The organism is Cupriavidus lacunae (assembly GCF_003353055.1).
GTDB lineage: Bacteria > Pseudomonadota > Gammaproteobacteria > Burkholderiales > Burkholderiaceae > Cupriavidus > Cupriavidus lacunae.
Map to the genome: position 1 here is coordinate 1 of NZ_QKWJ01000228.1, position 1,352 is coordinate 1,352.

1 protein-coding gene and 1 pseudogene are annotated in these 1,352 nt (G+C 66.3%); both read right to left on the reverse strand.

Going from position 1 to position 1,352, the window contains the following annotated elements; all coding sequences use genetic code 11:
• A partial coding sequence (locus DN412_RS42825) for an MCP four helix bundle domain-containing protein (protein ID WP_208647780.1) occupies positions 1 to 990 on the reverse strand: 990 nt, incomplete at its 3' end.
• 121 nt (positions 991 to 1,111) lie between these two features.
• Positions 1,112 to 1,352, reverse strand: a pseudogene (locus DN412_RS42830) (chemotaxis protein); the annotation flags it as partial.

A 1,352-nucleotide genomic window follows, 5' to 3' on the forward strand; every position in this document is an offset into this window, starting at 1 on the left:
CTGGCGCGCGTTGTCCGCGTTCTGGCGCACCGTGCTGGTCAGCTCTTCCATGCTCGAAGCGGTCTGCTCCAGCGACGCCGCCTGCTGCTCGGTCCGTTGCGACAGGTCGTTATTGCCCGCGGCAATTTCACGCGAAGCGCTGCCGATCGATTCGGCCGACGCCTTGAAATCGCGCACCATGCGCGACAGCTGCTGCTGCATCTGCTGCATCGCAAAGACCAGGCTGCTCTTGTCGCCCGCGCGCGTCTTCACCGGCGACGAGAAATCGCCTTCGGCAATACGCGCGGCGATCGCCGCCGCATAGCCCGGCTCGCCGCCCAGCTGGCGCGACAGCGCGCGCGCCAGCAACACGCCCAGCAGCACCGACAACGCCAGCCCGCCCAGCACCAGGCCCAGCATCCACAGGCGCGATGCATGGTAGACGCTGCGCGCTTCTTCCATGTTGATGCGGGCACGGTCGTCGCGGCGCTTGACCATCTGGAACATCACCGCTTCCAGCGCATGGCTGTCCTTGATCAGGTCGGCGCTCTCGGAGAACACCTGGCTTTCAAACTGCGAGGTATCCAGCGGCTGCTTGCCGACCAGCTCGACATACTTGTCCATGCGCGCACGGAAGGCCGGCGACAGGTCCTGGTACTGCTTGACCAGGGCCTTGCCCTCCGGCGTCTCGAACGCGCCCGCAACCTGGCGGATGCGCTCGTCCATCGTGCCGAGGGACTTCACGATCTGGTCCTTCTCGGCCGAACGCTCGCCCATGGTCGATGCCGACAGCAGCCCGATCTGTGCGCGGCTGGCATAGACCAGGTTGATGTTGGCGTCCTGGACGGCCTTCAGCGCCTGCAGGTCACCGTTGTAGATCTTGCCGGTCCACTCCGCCATGCGCCCCATGTTGACGACGCCCAGCAGCCCCATCACGGCGCCGATCACGGCAACGACCAGGAACCCGGCAACCAGCCTGGTCGTGACGCGCAATTGATTGAACCAATGCATAGCAACTCCCCCTTGTAACTGAAGCCTCGGGCGCGGCATGCCGCACCCGTCTTGTACGCACGCAGGGCGGTGCTCCGCGCCTGCCTTCGCTTTCTGATTCGGCCTGGCCTGGACCTTTGAACTAGGCCCTTGCCAGCGGCCGGACGGCATCGCCGCGCGCATGCGCGGGCTGGCGCTGCGGCCGCACCTCGGCCTGCATGTTGACGCGGAAGGTGGCAATGGCATCGCGCAACCGCATCGCCTGCTCTTCCAGCGAGCCTGCGGCGGCCGCGGCCTCTTCCACCAGCGCCGCGTTCTGCTGCGTGACCTCGTCCATCTGCGCCACCGCCTGGTTCACCTGCTCGATACCCGAGCTCTGCTCA